Genomic DNA, 16,450 nt, shown 5'->3' on the forward strand with positions numbered 1-16,450 from the left:
AGGAAGTTGGCGGCGTCGACGACGGTGACCATGGTGTCGAGCCTGGCGAGGTCGCCCAGGGTCGCTCCGTCGTCGCGGGGGAAGGCGAAGGTGGCCGCCACGGGCATCGGTTCCGAGATGCCGCTGGACTCGATGAGCAGGTAGTCGAAGCGGCCCTCGCGGGCGAGCCGGTCGACCTCTTCGAGGAGGTCGTCGCGCAGGGTGCAGCAGATGCAGCCGTTGGTCATTTCGACGAGGCGTTCCTCGGTGCGCGACAGGGCGGCCTCGCCGCCGCGCACCAACGTCGCGTCGATGTTGACCTCGCTCATGTCATTGACGATGACCGCGACCCGCAGGCCCTCCCGGTTGCCCAGGACGTGATTGAGCAGCGTGGTCTTGCCGGCACCGAGGAAGCCCGACAGGACGGTGACCGGCAGTCGGTTGTGCGGCATTGCCTCGGCTCAGCTCTCCGGGCGCAGCAGCCCGCGCTCGTACGCCTTGGCCAGTCGCTGCGGCACCAGGTAGGGGGAGCCGTCGACGGTGATCGGCACGAGCTTGGGGGCGGTGGCCTTCCACTGCGCGCGGCGGTGACGGGTGTTGCTGCGGGACATCTTCCGCTTGGGTACGGCCATGGTTGCCCTCCTGGGTGGTTGGGTGAAGGGCATACGCTATATGGAAATGGATTCCATTATCAAGTGAACGGTGCCGACCGAGTCGCCCGCCGGTCCGTAGGGCGGACCGGCGGGCCACGTGCCCGCGCGTCGCTAGGGCCGCGGTCCGACCACCTGCTCTCCTTTCCGGACGGTGATCGCCATGGCCGGACACACATCGGCGGCGTCCAGGGCGCGCTCGTCCTCCGTGATCTGCGTCTCCGCCGGCCGGGCATGGGTGCCGTCAAGGACGAAGAGGTCCGGCGCGATGGCGGCGCAGGAGCCCGAGGCCATGCACCGGTGCGGGGCGATGTCCACTTCCCAGGTCATCCGCGCGCTCACCACCCCACCGGCATGACCCGCGGGCCGCGCACCAGCATCTGGCTCTTCCACTCCAGATCGCCGGCCAGATGCAGGTTCGGGAAGCGGGTGAGCAGCGCGCCGAGCGCCTCCTGGAGTTCCAGGCGGGCCAGCGGGGCGCCCAGGCAGTGGTGGGCGCCGTGGCCGAAGCCGAGGTGCTGGTTTCCGGCGCGGGAGATGTCCAGCGTGCCGGGCGAGTCGAAGCGCAGCGCATCGCGATTGGCCGCGCCCACCGCCACCAGCACGGGGGTGCCGGCCCGTACCAGGGTGCCGCCGACATCGATGTCTTCCGTGGCGTAGCGGGCCTGGGCCGCGCCACTGCCCAGCGGGACGAAGCGGAGCAGCTCCTCGACCGCGCTGCCGATCAGGCCGGGCTGTGCGCGCAGCCGCGCGAGCTGACCGGGGTGGTCGAGCAGCGCGAGGACGAAGTTGGGGATCTGGGTGGCGGTGGTCTCGTGTCCGGCCACCAGGATTCCGACGCACAGATCGACGAGTTCCACCTCGGAGAGCCGGTCGTCGACGTCCCGGGCCTCGATGAGCGCGGTCATCAGGTCGTCCTGCGGCGCGCTCCGGTGCTCCTCGATCAACTGGCGCATATAGGTGCGGAGTTCTTCGAGGTTGGTCTCGAACTCCTCGGCGGTCAGCGAGCTCGTCGACAGGGCGGCGTCGCTCCACACCCGAAATCGCGGACGGTCCCCGGTCGGCACGCCCAGCAGCCGGCAGATCACGGCGACGGGGATGGGTAGCGCGTAGCGGTCCACCAGGTCGGCCGGCGGTCCGGCGGCCGCCAGCTCGTCGAGGAGTTCCTGCGTCAGCTGCCTGACTTGCGGCCTGAGCTTTTCGACCTGGCGGACGGTGAACGCCTTGGCCACCAGCGACCGCAGCCGGGTGTGGTCGGGCGGATCCATGCCCAGGATGCCGCTGTCACGGCGGGCCTCGGACTGCCGGGGCTCGTCGTGCCGGGCGCCCTCGGCACGGCTGAAGCGCTGATCGCCGAGGACGAGGCGGGCCTCGGCGTAACGGGTGACGAGCCAGGCCGCCTCGCCGTAGGGCATCCGTACCTTGAGCAGCCCCGGACGGTTGCGGGCGCGCTCGTACTCGTCGGCCAGCTCAAGGCTCTCGGGGACATTGAAGGGGTAGGAGAGGGGTGCTGTGTCGGCTGTGGTCAACGTGACCTCCCTTGTGTAAGCACCTGCTTACAAAGGTAGATCGCTCCCCCAGGGCGGTCAACGGCGCATAGTGGCCGTCATCCTGACGGTCCGACAGCAGAGGGAGCGTGACAAGACGATGGGGGAGACCCCGCAGCACGGCACCGCGGGCACACACCGCAGGGATGCGCAGAACACCCGGCTGCGTCTGCTCGACGCGGCGTCGGAACTGTTCGCGGAGCGCGGCTACGAACGGGCGACGGTACGGGACATCGCGGCCCGCGCCGAGGCCAACCAGGCGCTGCTGTTCCGCTACTTCGGTTCGAAGAAGGCCCTGTTCGGAGAGGTGATGGCGCGCGGCGGGCAGGAGCAGTTGCGGACCACCCCCGCCGAGCGGCTGTTCGAGGTCGCGCTGCGCGGCATGCTGGCCGACGGCGAAGCGGGGGCCGACCGCTCGCTGGAGGTGTGTCTGCGCTCGATCGGCGGCAGCGACGAGATCGCGGACGCGCTGCGGGGGCTGGGGGAGGAGTACGCGGACGTCCTCGCCACCCTCTCGCGGTCCGACAACGGCGCCCTCCGCGCCGATCTGGCGCTGTCCTGGCTGCTGGGAATTGGCTTGATGCGTGTGGTCGTCGGCAAGGAGCCGCTGGCGAGCGCCGATCCCGACGCGGTCTGCGCGCTCGTCGTGGGAGCGCTGGGGAGCCTGCTGGAGAGCATGCCGCAGGGCGGGGCGGACGGGGCGACGGGCGGCGCGGCGGACGGGTGAACGGGTGGGGCGGAAGGGGTTAACCGGCCGCGCCGGCTGGCGGGATCGCCGGTCGGCGGGTGGGACCGTGGCGCGGGCTGTTGCAGTTCCTGCTGCGTTCCAGTGACACCGCGGCGGGTCGTTGGGCTGAGAGGGAAAAAGCCACTCTAACGTCGCCTTTGCAGAGGATATTCCTTTTCTGCAGATTCGACTGAAGGTGGAAACATGCTCCGTTCGCTCCCTCGCGGCCTCGCAGTGGCCGGTCTGACCGCGGCCGCCCTGGTCGTGCCGACGGCAGGCGCCGCCACCGCAGCGACCGCGGCCCCCAGCAACACGCAGAACGCCGTGTGTGACGCGCACCGCTGCGGCAGTAAGGGCCACGACGCCGGCAGCGGCCACGACGCCAGCAAGGGCCACGACGCCAGCAAGAGCCACAAGGGCCACAGCGGCAACAAGGGTCAGAAGTTCACCAAGGACCAGAAGGTCCGTGACGGTGACCACCGCGACGGCTACGACAAGATCATCCGCCATAACGGCTACGGCTTCCCCTACGGCCTCGGCAGAGCGGGTCTGCTCGGTCTCGGCCTGCTCGGTCTCCTCTGACACCCATCAGGCAGTTCACCCAGCGGGCCCGGGGGCTTCCTCCCGGGCCCACTGCCGTGTGACATCCCTCGTCGCCCTGGGCGCGGCCCTGGAGTCCGCATGTCAGCATCCGTCACGCGCAGGAGGAACCGCCGGCGCACCGCCCGTGCCCTGGCCCTGATCGCGGCCGCCGCCACGGCCGTCGCCGGCCTCGTCCAGGCGGCGCCGCCGTCCCGCACGGCTCCCTCGGACGCCCTCGATCCGCGCATCACCGCGATCATGCAGAAGCCGGAGTACCGGCACGCCCAATGGGGCCTGTTCCAGCAGAACCCGCAGACGGGGAAGGTGACGCAGTCCCGTAACGCCGACCAGTTCTTCATCCCCGGCTCAGTGGCCAAACTCTTCGGCGTCAGCGGCGCTTGGGACACCCTGGGCAGCGACCACCGCTTCGTCACCCCGGTGTACGCCGTCGGCAAGCGCCGGAACGCGACCCTCCAGGGCGACCTCGATCTGGTCGCGCAGGGGGACCTGACCCTCGGCGGCAGAACGCGCCAGAACGGCACCGTCGCCTACACCACCATCGACCACACCTACGCCAACGACATCCCCGGAGCCACCCTCACCCCGCAGAACCCGCTGGCCGGCCTCGACCAGCTCGCCCGGCAGGTGCGTGCCGCGGGGATCCGGCGGGTCGACGGCGATGTGGTCATCGACGCACGGCTGTTCACCCCGGACTCGCAGCTCCGCCCGACGCCCACACCGCTGATCATCAACGACAACGTCATCGACCTGCTCACCTCCCCCGGCAGCGGCGCGGGCGCACCGGCCGGCCTGGAGGTACGCCCGAAGGTCGCGCCGTACCGGGTCACGTCCTCCGTGCGCACCGTCGCCGCGGACGAACCGACCGACATCGCCGTCAAGGCCTCCGCCGACGGCACCCGGATCACGCTGTCCGGCACCATCGCCGCCGGCTCCGCCCCCGTCCTGCGGGTGTCGGCGGTCAAGGACCCGAACGCCTTCGGCCGGACCGCGATGATCGAGGCGCTGAAGCGGGCCGGGGTCGAGGTCCGTGCCCCCGCCGTCGGCCCCAACCCCGCCGCCCGGCTGTCACGCTCCTACCAGGGCGCACCCGCCGTGGCCCGTTACACCTCCCCGCCGTACGCCGACTACGCCGAGCTCATCTTCAAGGTGAGCCACAACCTCGGGGCGAACCTCGCGATCTGCCTGATGGCCACGAGCAGGGGGAAGACCGACTGCGAGGCCGGATTCCCGGTGCTCACCGCGTTCCTGGACCGCGCGAACGTGGACCACAGGGCCGTTCAGCTCGCCGACGGCCGGGGCGGGAATCCGGTCGACCGGACCACACCACGGGCCGTGGCACAGCTTCTGACGTACTGGCAGCGCACCGGCGAGGCCCGGCGCTTCCGTGCCGCCCTGCCCATCCTGGGCGTCGACGGGTCCCTGGCGGACAACTGCCGTGACTGCCCGGCACGCGGCAGGGTCTTCGCCAAGACCGGCACGGTGGCAGGGGGCGACGCGCTCAACGACCGGATCGCGGTGGGCGCCGAGACCACGGCCGGCTACCTGGAGACGGGCAAGGACCGCTTCGACGTGTTCTTCGCCGGCGTGAACGGCGCCTCGACGGCCGGCCCGGACATCAACGGCGTCCTGGCCATGGAGAACGACGTGGCGAATGTCGCGGCCGCTCTGCAGCAGACCCGCCCACCGGCCGGCCGCTGACCCCGCTCACCCCGCCTGGTCGCTGTCCTTCAGGCTGCCCCAGCCGTGCCAGCGGTCGATCTCGATCCAGGCGCTGACCCGGCGGCGGTCCCGCTGCGGGTACGGGCGCCCGAGGTAGTGCCGGGCCAGCCGGTCGATGGCGGCCAGCTCCTCGTCGTCACGGAGTTCGCCGACCCGGCCGATGAGGCTGAGGTGAGTGTACCAGTTGCCCTCGTCGAGCACGGTGAGCGTGACCCGGGGATCGTTGCGCAGATGCTCCAGCCGCTTACGGCCCTCGTCCATGTTGACCAGCACCCGGCCGTCGTCCCAGAGGTACCAGGTGGCCGTGGACACCGGCTGCCCGTCGGGCCGCAGCGTGGTGATCACGGCGGGGTTGGCCTTGGCCAGCATGGCGAGGGCGGCGTCGGGAAGCGGTGGTTTCGACATACGGGGCACCTCCGGTCGGTTCGTGGCCGTGCTGAGCACGTCGTCGGGCACATTGCCGTGGCCGTCCGGGACGAGCGTGCGCGTGCCCCGGCTTCTGGCGGAATCATGGCGGAGCGGCGCCGGAATGTTCCGGAGGCAGGCGGTGTTCGGACTTCATGATCATGTTTTCGGCGGGCCGGGTTCCGATCGTTCCGCGGCCGGCCGGATCCCCGAAACGCTGTGAGGTGCCCGATGCCGCTCCCGCCCACCACCCCCGACGCGCACGCTCCCACCCCGCCGGGCGATCTGCGCGACCGGGTCGTCGTCCTCATCGGCGGAGCCTCGGGCATCGGATTACGCGTCGCCCATCAGGCGACCGCGGCCGGGGCTCAGGTCGTGCTGGGCGGCCGTACACCGGCCAGGCTGGCGGCCGCCGCCCGGGAGCTGGGGGAGACCGCCCGCTGGCGGACGGTGGACGTCACCGACCCCGAGTCCGTGGCCGGCTTCTTCGCCGGACTCGACGCCGTGGACCATGTCTTCACCTCTGCCGCGTCCTATCGGGTCGGCCCGATGCTGCAGTTGAGCGACGCCGATGCGGCAAGCCCCTTCACCTCCAAGTTCTGGGGGCAGTACCACGTGGCCAAGCATGCCGCCCCGCTGCTGTCGGAGGACGGCTCGGTGGTGCTGATGTCCGGGGCCGCGGGGGCCCGCCCTCCGGCGCCCGCACCCGCCTACGCCGCCTGCAACGCCGCCATCGAGGGGCTCGGCCGGGGGCTGGCGGTCGAGCTCGCGCCCGTACGCGTCAACGTGGTCTCGCCGGGCACCGTGGACGGCAACCTCTGGGCGCAGCGCCCGGCGCAGGAGCGAGAGGCGGCCTTCGCGCAGTACCGCAGGGACACCCTGCTGCACCGGCTCGGCACCGAGGACGAGATCGCACATGCCGTGCTGTTCCTCTTCACCAACCGGTACATGACCGGCTCGACCCTCTACCCGGACGGGGGGTACACCCTGCGCTGACACCGGCAGGGGCCGCCGGCCGCACCGGTGCCCTCAGGAGTCCAGGCGAGCCGGACGGGCGGCCGGGACCGGCTTGCGTGCGGGGAGCACATCGGGGGCCCGGTGCGGCCGGAGGGCGGCGAGGGCGGCCTCGGTCTCCTCCATCAGGCAGTGGTACGAGATCAGCCGCTGCCACTCCGGGTCGGCGACCCCGGGCACGGTGGCGGCGCGCTCCGTCCAGAGCCGCGCCAGCGTCGCGTACAGCGGAGTCTGCCGGACGACCTCGGCGGTGATCCACCGAGGCGTGGATCCGGGGTGGGGGAGGGACGTCTGTCCATGACCTGCGACGGTGCCGGAGGTAGGAGCGCTCATGGCCGTTGAAACGAGTCTGCCCGCTTGGGGTCACTGCGTATTTTTGCGGCTCCCCGCACATGCGTCCTGGACACAGGGGCGGAACACCCTCGAATATCACCCCATGCAGTGATCTATTGCCGGGAAGCAGACCAATCCGGACGAAGGAACGTTGTCGCAGTCATGGAACCGAGGGAGTTGTGGGAGCGCCATGCGGTACTCGCACAGGCGTTTTGCAGCAGCGATGACGAGGTCCGCCGGACGCAGGGACTCCTCGACGAGGCCGAGGTCCGCCGCTCGCGGACCCTGGCCGCCTTCGCCGTGACCGTGGGCAGCGATGCGGTGGTGGCCGACCTGCTCGGCCTGGACGAACGCGAAGTGCGCCTGGCCCGCCGCACGGTGGGCAAGGAAGACGCCCGCGCGGTCGCCAAGAGCCTGCTGTCCCAGCCCGCGCCGCCCCGTGAGCAGCCTCCCGTGCCCGAGCAGCCCCCCGCCCAGGAGCCGCCCGCCGCGCAGCAGGCCGCCGCCCACCCCACCGCACCCGGCCACCCCGCCGCGGGCCAGCCCGTCGCGCCCGGCCACCCCGCGGGCCAGCCCGTCGCGCCGGGCCAGCCCGCGGCGCCCGGCCAGGTCCCGGCGGGCCACGCCACCGCGCCCACGCCGACGCCCGCGGCCGCCCCGCCTCCGGCCGCCGCCGCGCAGGTCACCGAACCGACCTGGGCGCCCGCCCTCGACGCGGTCCTGATGAGCAGCTGGCACACCGGAGTCGATCTCACGGCCCTCGCCACCGAACTCGGTCTCGACGTCCGGTTCCTCGTGGCCCGCGCCCAGCAGCTGTCCGCCGACGGCCGCCAGACCGCCCCGCCGGCACCGCCGCAGGACCGGTTGGGCCGCCACCGCCGGATGGCCACGCTCCCGCCCACCCAGCAGCACGACACCGCCCATCTGCCCTGGCGGGAGCGACCGTCGCAGCCCCAGTACGAGCACGAAGCCTGGAGACAGCAGTCGTACCCGAGCTATCAGAACCACACGGATTACCGGAGCCATCAGGAGTACCAGGGCTACCAGGACTACCAGGCGTACGACGGGCAACAGCAGCACTCCGCTCCCACATGGGACGCCAGCGCCATCACCACCGCCCAGCACGACTGGGACGGCATCCTCAGCCAATGGGAGGCCACCACGCCCACCCCGGCACCAGGACACGGGGGCGCCTGACGCCGGTCTTCAAGGGCATCCCGGCGTCGATTACAGTGGACGGCGGGCCGTGACTGGCGCTTGGGTGGAGTACCACCGGGGAGCGGCCCGGCCATACGAGGCCAGTGCCGCGCGCCTGGGCGATCCGTCACGACGCTCAGGAGCATCCGATGTCCCAGACCGCCCGCCTCATGGACGGCAGCGCACTGGCCCGCAGCATCGTCGAACAGGCCGCGGAACGCGCGGCGGCCCTCACCCGGCAGACCGGACAGACCCCCACCCTGGCCACCGTGCTCGTCGGCGACGACCCCGCCTCGGCGATGTACGTCCGTATGAAGCGCGCCCGCTGCGAGAAGGCCGGGATCCGGTCGCGGCATGTCGCCCTGCCCGCCACGACCACGACCGCGGAGCTGGTCGACACCGTCACCGCGCTCTCCGACGACCCCGGGGTCCACGGCATCCTGCTCCAGCACCCCGTCGGCCCGCACATCGACGAGCGCGCCGCGTTCGAGGCCATCGCCCCCGAGAAGGACGTCGACGGCGTCACCTTCCACTCCTTCGCCACCATGAGCTTCGGCGGTGACGGCTTCGCCTCCTGCACGCCGGCCGGCATCCTCCGGCTCCTCGACCACTACGAGGTCGAACTGGCCGGCAAGCACGCCGTCGTGGTCGGCCGCAGCGCGATCCTCGGCAAGCCCGTCGGGATGCTGCTGCTCGGCCGCAACGCCACCGTCAGCTACTGCCACTCCCGCACCGCCGACCTGGCGTCGATCACCCGGCAGGCCGACATCCTCGTCGCCGCCGTCGGCCGGCCCCGCCTCCTCACCGGCGAACACATCAAGCCCGGCGCCGTCGTCATCGACGCCGGCTCCAACCCCGGCAACGTGGGCGATGTGGACTTCGACTCGGCGAGCGCCCGGGCCTCCCTGATCACCCCGGTCCCCGGCGGTGTCGGCCCGATGACGATCGCCACCCTGCTGACCCAGACCGTCGAGGCCGCGACCCGTCAGCTGCAGGCGGTCTGACGGGGCGCCATTGCGGCCGGAAGCGGGCGGCCGTGCGGTGCCTGCCGTCCGTATGATCGCGGGAGGACCGAGCGATCAGCATCCGGAGGCGGAACGGCCATGGCGGAACAGCGCGTTGTCATCGTGACGGGCGGCGGTACGGGCATCGGCGCCGCGACGGCCCGGCTGCTGCGGGCGGCCGGCCATCAGGTGGTGATCTCCGGCCGCCGGCCCGAACCGCTGCACCGCCTCGCCGAGGAGACCGGCGCGCTGGCCCATCCCTCGGACACCGCCGACCCCGAGGCCGTCCAGGGCCTCGTCGATGCCGCCGTGGCGGCGTACGGCCGGCTCGACGGGCTGGTCCTCAACGCCGGCATCGCCCGCAGCGGCTCCGTCGGCGACCTGTCGATCGAGGACTGGGAGGCCGTCATGACCACCAATGTCACCGGCCCCTTCCTCCTCCAACGCGCCGCCCTGCCGCACCTGTTGGCGGCGCGCGGCTCGGTCGTCGCGGTCGCCTCGGTCTCCGCCCTGCGCAACGGCAACGGCAACGCCGCCTATGCCGCGTCCAAGGCGGCGCTGCTCCAGCTCTGCCGCTCCCTCGCCGTCGACTACGGCCGCGACGGGCTCCGCGCCAACATCGTCTGCCCCAGCTGGGTGCGCACCGAAATGGCCGACCGGCGGATGGCCCGGTTCGCCGAGGAGTCCGGCCTCGCGGGCGGTGTGGACGCCGCGTACGAGGAGGCCACCCGGCTCCTGCCCGCCGGACGTCCCGGTGAGCCGCGGGAGGTCGCCGAGGCTGTCAACTGGCTGCTGTCCCCGGCCGCGTCCTTCGTCAACGGCGCGGTCCTCACCGTCGACGGCGGCGCGACGGCCGTCGACACCGGCGGCGCGGCGTTCAGCTTCCGCCTCGAACCGCGGGGTGGCGGGGCGGAGTGAGGCCGCCGGAGGGCGGTGCGGCGCGGGCGAGTTCGCGGCGCTGCCGCATGAAGGGGCGGGGGCGGTTGAGGGCGAGGACGGCGGTGGGCCGCCCGTCGCGTTCGTAGCGGACGAGGAAGCTGCGGTCGTCGGGGGAGCCTTCGAGGATGCGCGGGGTGTCGGCGGGCCCGCGCCGGCCGGCGAACTGGATGCGTACGCCGTACTGGTCGGACCAGAAGTAGGGCAGGGCGTCATGGGTGGCGACGGTGCGGCCGGCCAGGAGGTTCCGGGCGGCCACCGCGGCCTGTTCGGTCGCGCTGGTCCAGTGTTCGGCGCGGGTGCCGTCCACCCTGGCGACGTCCCCGACGGCCACGATGTTGGGGAGTGCGGTGACACAGCCGGCGTCGCAGCGTACGCCGTCGTCGAGCGGCAGTCCGGAGGTCTGGAGCCAGGCGGTGTTCGGGCGTACGCCGATGCCGACCACCACGACCTCGGCGGGCAGCAGCCGGCCGTCGGACAGTTCGACCGCGGTGACGCGGTGGCCTTCGCCGCCGCCGTGCAGGGCGGCGACGCCGGTGCCGGTGACGAGGGTGACGCCGTGGTCCGCGTGCAGCGCGGCGCAGATCCGGGCCATCTCGTCGCCGAGTTGGGGCAGGAGCGGGAGGGGCGCGGCTTCGACGACGGTGACGTCATGGCCGAGGGCGGCGCACGATGAGGCGACCTCGGCGCCGATGAAGCCGGCGCCGATCACCACGACCCTGGCCGGGCCGCGGGCGAGGTCCGCGCGGAGCGCCTGGGCGTCGTCGAGGGTGCGCAGCAGGTGTGCTCCGGTGGGCGCGGGGCCGGGCAGCCGGCGCGGGGCGGCGCCGGTGGCGATGACCACGCCGTCGGTGGTCAGGGACCGGCCGCCTTCGAGGAGCACCGAGCCCGCGGCGGTGTCGAGGCCGGTAGCCCGGGTGCCCAGCAGCCACTCGGCGTCGAGTTCGGCGATCTCCTCGGCGTCGGCGAGGGCGAGTCGGTCCTGGCCGGTGGTACCGGTGAGGAAGTCCTTGGACAGCGGCGGCCGGTCGTAGGGGCGGTGCCGCTCGTCCCCGACGATCACCAGGCGGCCGTCGAACCCCTGGGCGCGCAGGGCCCGCGCGGCGTACAGCCCCGCCAGCGAAGCGCCGATGACGGCGACCGAGTTCATGCGGCGGTGCCCTCCTCGGCGGCGCGGTGGACGTAGACCATGCCGTCCTCGACGGTCACCGGGTGGGTGCGCACGGCGCGGCGTGCGGGCAGGCAGGTGGGCGCTCCGGTGCGGAGATCGAATGAAGCGGCGTGCAGCGGGCATTCGACCAGACACCCCTCCAGCCAGCCGTCCGCGAGCGAGGCGTCCTGGTGGGTGCAGGTGTCGTCGATGGCGTAGAGCTGCCCGTCGGCGTTGAAGACGGCGATCGGAGGTGCGGTGTCGATGCGTACGGACTCGCCTGCGGGCAGATCGGCGAGGTGGCAGACAGGAATCACGGGACCCCCCTGTTACTGTTCGGTATCATCGAGTTTCGCTTTGCGCACGATGAAGCGCTATGCGCAACAGAATCCAGGCGGGGCGCGCATGCGTCAAGCGATCCCCGCACATGCCGGTCGTTCGACATCGGACCCGCGATCGGGTTCCCGGGTGGTGAGATCCAGCTCATGACGGACATCGTGGCGGAGCAGGTGGCGGGCGGGCCGTCGAAGGCGCCGGTGAGCGCCGTGCAGTCGGTGGACCGGGCGGTGACCGTGCTGGAGATCCTCGCGCGGCTGGGCGAGGCCGGGGTGACCGAGGTCGCCGACGAGCTGGGGGTGCACAAGTCGACCGCGTTCCGGATCCTCGGGGTGCTGGAGAGCCGCGGGCTGGTCGGGCAGGAGCAGGAGCGCGGCAAGTACTTCCTCGGCGCCGGGGTGCTGCGGCTGGCCGGCGCGGCGGCCGTACGGCTGGACATCTCCCAGGAGGGCGCGGCGGTCTGCCGGCGGCTCGCCGACGAGCTGGGGGAGACGGTCAACATCGCGGTGCTGGAGAGCGATGCCGCGGTCAACATCATGCAGGCGCGCGGCCCGGCCTCGGTCACCGCGCAGAACTGGCTCGGCCGGCGTACGCCGCTGCACGCCACCTCCAGCGGCAAGGCGCTGCTCGCCCACCAGCCCGCTCCGGTCCAGGACGCGGTCCTGGGGCGGAAGTTGCCGCGGCTGACCGAGCGGACGGTCACCTCGGCGGCCGCGTTGCGCCGGGAGCTCGCGGAGGTCGTCGAGCGGGGTTTCGCGATCGCGGTCGAGGAGCTGGAGCTCGGGCTGCGCGCGGTCGCCGCGCCGGTGCGGGCGCACGACGGCTCGGTGATCGGGGCGATCAGCGTCTCGGTGCCCGCCTACCGGCTGGACGAGGAGCGGCTGCCGGAGGTGGTCAGGGGCACCGTCACCGCGGCCGAGGAGCTCTCGCGGCGGATGGGGTACGCCTGTTGAGCGGCTGACGGGCGCAAGGACGGATGCGGGGCCGGAGCGCTTGTTCCGGCCCCGCGGCCGTGCCTGGACGGTGCCGGGCCGTTGGCGAAGAGCTGGGGCCTACCTCTTGACGGTGCCGATTCAGCGTTCCCACTATGTCTCTCATCGCGCAACCAGTCGTGCACTGCGCAACATGAGGGGGAGGGCATGCCACACGAAGTCCATGCCGTCGTCGCGGCGGAACGAGGCGCACCCGTCGAGCGATCGGTGGTGGTCCGGTGAGCACGGCACACGCGGCGGGGCGGGACTCCCGCGTCGTCGTCATCGGCGCCGGAATCGTCGGCTGCTCCCTCGCCGACGAGCTGACCGCCCGCGGCTGGACCGAGGTCACCGTCCTGGAGCAGGGCCCGCTTCCGGCCCCCGGCGGCTCCACCTCGCACGCCCCCGGACTGGTCTTCCGGACCAGCCCGTCCAAGACCATGACCGAGTTCGCCGCCTACACCGTCGAGAAGTTCAGCTCCCTCGAGGTGGACGGACTCTCCTGCTTCAACCCGGTCGGCGGACTGGAGATCGCCACCACCGAGGCGCGCTGGGCCGATCTGCACCGCAAGGCCGGACTCGCCGCCTCCTGGGGCGTACGCGGTGAGCTGCTCACCCCCGAACAGTGCAAGGAGCTCTGGCCGCTGCTCGACGCGCACAGGATCCACGGCGGACTGCACACCCCCGACGACGGGCTGGCCCGCGCCCTGCTCGCCTGCCGCGCCCAGATCACCCGGGCGAAGGCCCGCGGCGCCCGCTTCCTGGAGCGGCACACCGTCACCGGCATCGAGCAGGACGGCGGCCGGGTCACCGGCGTGGTCACCGACCGCGGCACCTTCCCCGCCGACCATGTCGTCTCGGCCGCCGGATTCTGGGGCCCGGTGATCGGCGCGATGGCGGGGGTCGACGTACCGCTGCTGCCGCTGGCGCACCAGTACGCCAAGACCGGGCCGCTGCCCGAGCTCGCGGGCGTCAACGACCCCCGTACGGAGGCGAGCAGGCCGATCCTGCGCTTCCAGGACCGCGACCTGTACTTCCGCGAGCACACCGACCGCATCGGCATCGGCTCCTACGCCCACCGCCCGATGCCCGTCGACCCCCGCACCGTCCCCGCCTACGACGCGGCGCCCGTCATGCCGTCCTCGCTGCCCTTCACCGCGGAGGACTTCGCGCCCAGCTGGGACGACAGCGTCGGCCTGCTCCCCGCGCTCGGCAACACCAAGATCGCCGAGGGCTTCAACGGCGTCTTCTCCTTCACCCCCGACGGGATGCCGCTGCTCGGCGAGTCCCGTGAACTGCGCGGATTCTGGCTCGCGGAGGCGGTGTGGGTGACACACTCGGCCGGCGTCGCGAAGGCGGTCGCCGAGTGGATGACCGACGGGCACGCCCGGACCGATCTCCACGAGTGCGATCTGCACCGCTTCGAGGACGCCCAGCGCTCTCCCGCCTACGTCCACGACCGCGGCGCACAGCAGTTCATCGAGGTCTACGACGTCATCCACCCGCTCCAGCCGCCACAGCAGCCGCGTCCGCTGCGCGTCAGCCCCTTTCACACACGGCAGCAGGAGCTCGGCGCGTACTTCCTGGAGGGCGGCGGCTGGGAGCGTCCGCACTGGTACGAGGCCAACGCCCACCTGGTCACCGAGACCGCGGTACGCGACCCGTGGTCCGCCCGTCACTGGTCCCCCCTCGCCGCGGCGGAGGCGAGGGCCACCCGCGAGAAGGTCGCCCTGTACGACATGACCCCGCTGCGCCGCCTCGAAGTCACCGGGCCCGGCGCGCTCGCCTTCCTCCAGCGCATGACGACCAACAACCTCGCGAAGAAGCCGGGTGCGGTGACGTACACCCTGCTCCTCGACGAGAAGGGCGGCATCCGCTCCGACCTGACCGTGGCCCGCCTCGCGCCCGACCACTTCCAGGTGGGCGCCAACTCCCCGGCGGACCTCGTCTGGCTGCGGCGCCACGCCCCCGGCGACGTCCACATCAGGGACATCACCTCCGGCACCTGCTGCATCGGCGTGTGGGGCCCGCGCGCCCGCGACCTCGTCCAGCCGCTGACCCGCGACGACTTCTCGCACCAGGCCTTCGGCTACTTCCGCGCGAAGCGGACGTACCTCGGGCATGTGCCGGTCACCGCGATGCGGCTGAGCTACGTCGGTGAGCTGGGCTGGGAGCTGTACACCACCGCCGACCTGGGGCTGCGGCTGTGGGACACGCTGTGGGAGGCGGGCCAGGAGCACGGGGTGATCGCGGCCGGGCGGTCGGCGTTCAACAGCCTGCGCCTGGAGAAGGGCTACCGCGCCTGGGGGCACGACATGACCGACGAGCACACCCCCTACGAGGCCGGTCTCGGCTTCGCCGTCCGGATGGACCACGGCGACTTCCTGGGACGCGCCGCCCTCGAACAACTCCCGCCTCCGGAACGCAAGTTGACCGCGCTGCTCCTCGACGACCCCGCGGCCCACGTCCTCGGCAAGGAGCCGGTGTCCCTGGACGGCGCTGTGGCCGGCTATGTCACCAGCGCCGCGTACGGCTACACGCTGGGCCGCTGCGTCGCCTACGCCTGGCTGCCGCCGCTCGCCGCCGGCACCGGTGTGCACATCGAGTACTTCGGCGAGAAGGTCGCGGCGACCGTCGCCGACGAGCCGCTCCTCGACCCGGAGATGACCCGCATCCGCCGCTAGCAAGCCTGCGCCAGTACACGCCAGGAGGCCACCGTGTCCCCCACGTACGACGTCATCGTCCTCGGTCTCGGCGGGATGGGCAGCGCCGCGGCCCACCATCTCGCCGCCCGGGGCGCCCGGGTCCTGGGCCTGGAGAAGTTCGGCCCGGCGCACAACCGCGGCTCCAGCCACGGCGGTTCGCGCATCACCCGGCAGTCCTACTTCGAGGACCCCGCCTACGTCCCGCTGCTGCTGCGCTCGTACGAGCTGTACGACAAGCTGGAGCGGGACACCGGCCGCCGGATCGCCACGCTGTGCGGCGGGGTGATGGTCGGCCGCCCCGGCAGCCGCACCGTCAGCGGCAGTCTGCAGTCCGCCCGGCAGTGGGACCTCCCGCACGAGATGCTCGACGCCAAGGAGATCCGCCGCCGCTTCCCCACCCTGACCCCCGCCGACGACGAGGTCGCGCTGTACGAGGCGCGGGCCGGGCTGATCCGGCCGGAGTACACCGTAGCCGCCCATGTCCAGCTCGCCACCCAGGACGGCGCCGAGCTGCACTTCGAGGAGCCGGTCACCCGCTGGGAGGAGCTGCCCGGCGGCAGCGGCGTCCGCGTGCACACCGCCGAGAACACCTACACCGCAGGACAGTTGGTGATCTGCCCGGGAGCCTGGGCGCCGCAGCTGCTCGCCGACCTGGGCGTGCCGTTCACCATCGAACGGCAGGTCATGTACTGGTTCGCCCCCGACGGCGGCACCGCGCCCTTCAGCCCCGAGCGGCATCCGATCTACATCTGGGAGGACGCCCGGGGCGTGCAGATCTACGGCTTCCCGTCGATCGACGGCCCCGGCGGCGGCGCCAAGGTCGCCTTCTTCCGCAAGGGCACCGTCTGCACCCCGGAGACCATCGAACGCACCGTGCACGACCACGAGGTCCGCGCCATGGCCGACCAGCTCGCCCCGCGGATCCCCGCCCTGCCCGGCCGCTTCCTCAAGGCCGCCACCTGCATGTACTCCAACACCCCCGACGAACACTTCGTGATCACCCGGCACCCCGCGCACCCGGAGACCACGACCGTCGCCTGCGGCTTCTCCGGACACGGCTTCAAGTTCGTACCGGTGGTCGGTGAGATCGTCGCCGACCTCGCGCTGACCGGCACCACCACGCACCCCATCGAGCTGTTCGACCCCCGCCGGCCCGCCGTCGCGGCCGTATGAG

18 protein-coding genes and 1 riboswitch are annotated in these 16,450 nt (G+C 72.3%); of the genes, 10 read left to right on the top strand and 8 right to left on the bottom strand.

Going from position 1 to position 16,450, the window contains the following annotated elements:
• The 4 genes from ACWD6P_RS16860 to ACWD6P_RS16875 form a co-directional block, all read right to left on the bottom strand.
• Positions 1–431 (bottom strand): GTP-binding protein (locus ACWD6P_RS16860; RefSeq protein ID WP_451444856.1); only part of this gene is annotated, 431 nt, incomplete at its 3' end.
• 9 nt (positions 432–440) lie between these two features.
• Positions 441–611, bottom strand: a complete 171-nt coding sequence (gene rpmF, locus ACWD6P_RS16865) for a 50S ribosomal protein L32 (RefSeq protein WP_451444857.1) — start codon at positions 609–611, stop codon at positions 441–443.
• 132 nt (positions 612–743) lie between these two features.
• Complete coding sequence (locus ACWD6P_RS16870) at positions 744–959, bottom strand: ferredoxin (protein WP_451444858.1); 216 nt, start codon at positions 957–959, stop codon at positions 744–746.
• Positions 960–967: 8 nt separating this feature from the next.
• Complete coding sequence (locus ACWD6P_RS16875) at positions 968–2,158, bottom strand: cytochrome P450 (protein WP_451444859.1); 1,191 nt, start codon at positions 2,156–2,158, stop codon at positions 968–970.
• Between the two features lie 118 nt (positions 2,159–2,276).
• Between ACWD6P_RS16875 and ACWD6P_RS16880 the strand changes: the two genes are divergently transcribed.
• The 3 genes from ACWD6P_RS16880 (at position 2,277) to dacB (ending at position 5,204) form a co-directional block, all read left to right on the top strand.
• The gene (locus ACWD6P_RS16880) at positions 2,277–2,903 is read left to right on the top strand and encodes a TetR/AcrR family transcriptional regulator (RefSeq protein ID WP_451444860.1); all 627 of its coding nucleotides are present in this window, start codon (positions 2,277–2,279) and stop codon (positions 2,901–2,903) included.
• A gap of 204 nt (positions 2,904–3,107) precedes the next feature.
• Complete coding sequence (locus ACWD6P_RS16885; RefSeq protein ID WP_451444861.1) at positions 3,108–3,485, top strand: hypothetical protein; 378 nt, start codon at positions 3,108–3,110, stop codon at positions 3,483–3,485.
• A 99-nt stretch (positions 3,486–3,584) separates the two neighbouring features.
• The gene (gene dacB, locus ACWD6P_RS16890) at positions 3,585–5,204 is read left to right on the top strand and encodes a D-alanyl-D-alanine carboxypeptidase/D-alanyl-D-alanine endopeptidase (protein WP_451444862.1); all 1,620 of its coding nucleotides are present in this window, start codon (positions 3,585–3,587) and stop codon (positions 5,202–5,204) included.
• A 6-nt stretch (positions 5,205–5,210) separates the two neighbouring features.
• On the opposite strand, the gene ACWD6P_RS16895 is transcribed toward dacB, so the two are convergent.
• Entirely contained in the window at positions 5,211–5,630 is a 420-nt protein-coding gene (locus tag ACWD6P_RS16895; RefSeq protein ID WP_451444863.1) for a PPOX class F420-dependent oxidoreductase, read from the bottom strand.
• Positions 5,631–5,861: 231 nt separating this feature from the next.
• On the opposite strand from ACWD6P_RS16895, the gene ACWD6P_RS16900 reads away from it, so the two are divergent.
• On the top strand, positions 5,862–6,626 hold the full coding sequence (locus ACWD6P_RS16900) for an SDR family oxidoreductase (RefSeq protein ID WP_451444864.1): 765 nt from the start codon (positions 5,862–5,864) through the stop codon (positions 6,624–6,626).
• 33 nt (positions 6,627–6,659) lie between these two features.
• Here ACWD6P_RS16900 and ACWD6P_RS16905 read toward each other — a convergent pair whose 3' ends face one another.
• Positions 6,660–6,977 (bottom strand): hypothetical protein, encoded by a 318-nt coding sequence (locus tag ACWD6P_RS16905; protein ID WP_451444865.1) that lies wholly within the window; start codon positions 6,975–6,977, stop codon positions 6,660–6,662.
• 162 nt (positions 6,978–7,139) lie between these two features.
• Between ACWD6P_RS16905 and ACWD6P_RS16910 the strand changes: the two genes are divergently transcribed.
• The 3 genes from ACWD6P_RS16910 (at position 7,140) to ACWD6P_RS16920 (ending at position 10,096) form a co-directional block, all read left to right on the top strand.
• Positions 7,140–8,174 (top strand): hypothetical protein, encoded by a 1,035-nt coding sequence (locus ACWD6P_RS16910; RefSeq protein WP_451444866.1) that lies wholly within the window; start codon positions 7,140–7,142, stop codon positions 8,172–8,174.
• A gap of 39 nt (positions 8,175–8,213) precedes the next feature.
• A riboswitch (ZMP/ZTP riboswitch) is annotated at positions 8,214–8,302 on the top strand.
• 21 nt (positions 8,303–8,323) lie between these two features.
• Positions 8,324–9,178: a bifunctional 5,10-methylenetetrahydrofolate dehydrogenase/5,10-methenyltetrahydrofolate cyclohydrolase gene (locus tag ACWD6P_RS16915; protein WP_451444867.1), complete on the top strand. Its 855-nt coding sequence runs from the start codon at positions 8,324–8,326 to the stop codon at positions 9,176–9,178.
• Between the two features lie 99 nt (positions 9,179–9,277).
• Entirely contained in the window at positions 9,278–10,096 is an 819-nt protein-coding gene (locus ACWD6P_RS16920) for an SDR family NAD(P)-dependent oxidoreductase (RefSeq protein WP_451444868.1), read from the top strand.
• Here ACWD6P_RS16920 and ACWD6P_RS16925 read toward each other — a convergent pair.
• The gene (locus tag ACWD6P_RS16925) at positions 10,056–11,264 is read right to left on the bottom strand and encodes an NAD(P)/FAD-dependent oxidoreductase (RefSeq protein ID WP_451444869.1); all 1,209 of its coding nucleotides are present in this window, start codon (positions 11,262–11,264) and stop codon (positions 10,056–10,058) included. The two genes, ACWD6P_RS16920 and ACWD6P_RS16925, sit on opposite strands and share 41 nt — an antisense overlap.
• Positions 11,261–11,581, bottom strand: a complete 321-nt coding sequence (locus ACWD6P_RS16930) for a bifunctional 3-phenylpropionate/cinnamic acid dioxygenase ferredoxin subunit (RefSeq protein WP_451444870.1) — start codon at positions 11,579–11,581, stop codon at positions 11,261–11,263. The genes ACWD6P_RS16925 and ACWD6P_RS16930 overlap by 4 nt, the downstream gene beginning before the upstream one ends.
• 168 nt (positions 11,582–11,749) lie before the next feature.
• On the opposite strand from ACWD6P_RS16930, the gene ACWD6P_RS16935 reads away from it, so the two are divergent.
• The 3 genes from ACWD6P_RS16935 to solA all read left to right on the top strand — a co-directional run bounded on the left by ACWD6P_RS16935 (position 11,750) and on the right by solA (position 16,449).
• A complete protein-coding gene (locus tag ACWD6P_RS16935) occupies positions 11,750–12,553 on the top strand; it encodes an IclR family transcriptional regulator (RefSeq protein WP_451444871.1) in 804 nt (267 codons plus the stop codon).
• A 257-nt stretch (positions 12,554–12,810) separates the two neighbouring features.
• Positions 12,811–15,255 carry a GcvT family protein gene (locus ACWD6P_RS16940; RefSeq protein ID WP_451444872.1) on the top strand — a complete coding sequence of 815 codons (2,445 nt, stop codon included), beginning with the start codon at positions 12,811–12,813 and terminating at the stop codon, positions 15,253–15,255.
• A 33-nt stretch (positions 15,256–15,288) separates the two neighbouring features.
• Positions 15,289–16,449 (top strand): N-methyl-L-tryptophan oxidase, encoded by a 1,161-nt coding sequence (gene solA, locus ACWD6P_RS16945; RefSeq protein ID WP_451444873.1) that lies wholly within the window; start codon positions 15,289–15,291, stop codon positions 16,447–16,449.
• Position 16,450 lies beyond the last annotated feature (1 nt).

The sequence above is a fragment of the Streptomyces sp. NPDC002446 genome (assembly GCF_053595675.1).